The sequence below is a fragment of the Proteus sp. TSJ240517 genome, from assembly GCF_047921575.1.
Lineage (GTDB): Bacteria > Pseudomonadota > Gammaproteobacteria > Enterobacterales > Enterobacteriaceae > Proteus.
Genome location: NZ_JBLRMH010000029.1, coordinates 1 through 1,190, shown reverse-complemented (window position 1 = coordinate 1,190; position 1,190 = coordinate 1). Strand labels below are relative to the sequence as shown.

Annotated in this window: 2 protein-coding genes; both read left to right on the top strand. The window is 41.3% G+C overall.

Features of this window, described 5'->3' with window-relative positions; translation table 11 throughout:
• The coding region (locus ACNARN_RS18620) for a phage tail tip fiber protein (protein ID WP_349420354.1) at positions 1-411 on the top strand (411 nt) is incomplete at its 5' end.
• Between the two features lie 3 nt (positions 412-414).
• Positions 415-1,190 (top strand): hypothetical protein (locus ACNARN_RS18615; RefSeq protein ID WP_416304819.1); only part of this gene is annotated, 776 nt, incomplete at its 3' end.

Here is a 1,190-nt window from a genome sequence, read left to right as displayed (position 1 = left end):
TCCGCATCATGGACAATGAAAGTCCAGCAGGATAGCAAAGGGAATAAAGTCATTACCGGCATTGGCTTAGGATTTAATGCGCAAGGAAATAGCCAATTTCTGGTTAATGCCCAAAACTTTGCGGTGATATCGTCATTAAATGGCAAAGTGGTGACACCGTTTGTCGTGAAGAATGGACAGGTGGTTATTCATGAAGCCTTAATGGATAAAGCGTGGATACAGAAACTAGTAGTACTCAATTATTTTAAATCATCGGGATTTGATAAAGGGAATGGCTTTTTATTGGATGCAAAAAACAATATTTTCCGCTTTACGGGTGGTAATGGGGCATTAAATATCACCAATAATCAATTGGTCGTCAAAGATGAGAAAAAACGCCTTGTGATGAAAATCGGTTATCTAGGGAATTGATTTATGTATGGTCTTGAAATTTTTCCTGTTGAAGGCGGTAAACCTTACCGTTTAACGCGTGATACGCAAATTCTCTGTTATTTAACCTCTTATCAGATAGGGCCAGAAGATTGGCCCCATTATCGACAACCGAAAAAAACACGGAGCAAAGTCATTCATGAAGCCATGGGGTATGAGGCGTTCGCCATCCCGAGAGTGGCTTCTGTGTATATGGCGGTGAATGATTATGCGTATTTTCAGGGAATAACGCATATCCGAATGGAAGGACCTGTATTACGTTATGAGTATGTTTATGACAATGTTCAGGTTCAAGACCCACAGATGGCCAAAAGAGCCAATATGGTGGTCGATATTTATGGTATCCCGTTACCGGATAGTACAAAATCAACGTATGGTGTGGAGTGGTATGGAGCCTTTCAGGGATTTCGAAGTGCGATTACACGTAATACACAAATGACTTATTGTGTGTCTCGACAAAAAATCCACCTTGAAGGCGGGCGCTATTGGTCTTTGCCAACAACATTACCGCATTTAGATAAGTGTGTTGTGTTTTATCATGCCACCAACCCTCAAGCGGAAGTGAGCTATTTAGCGCATAAAAAGCAATTATACAGTTCAGCCCAAACAGACATTTATGTGTGTGTATTCGTTTCAGGAATGGTTTTGACCCCGAAGAGACGTTGGGGGTTATCACTGTACAGTGAAGATGGAACACTGGTCTTTAATACGGACTATCTGCCTTTTACCCGAGGACAATCAATGGCATTGTTATTACGGGA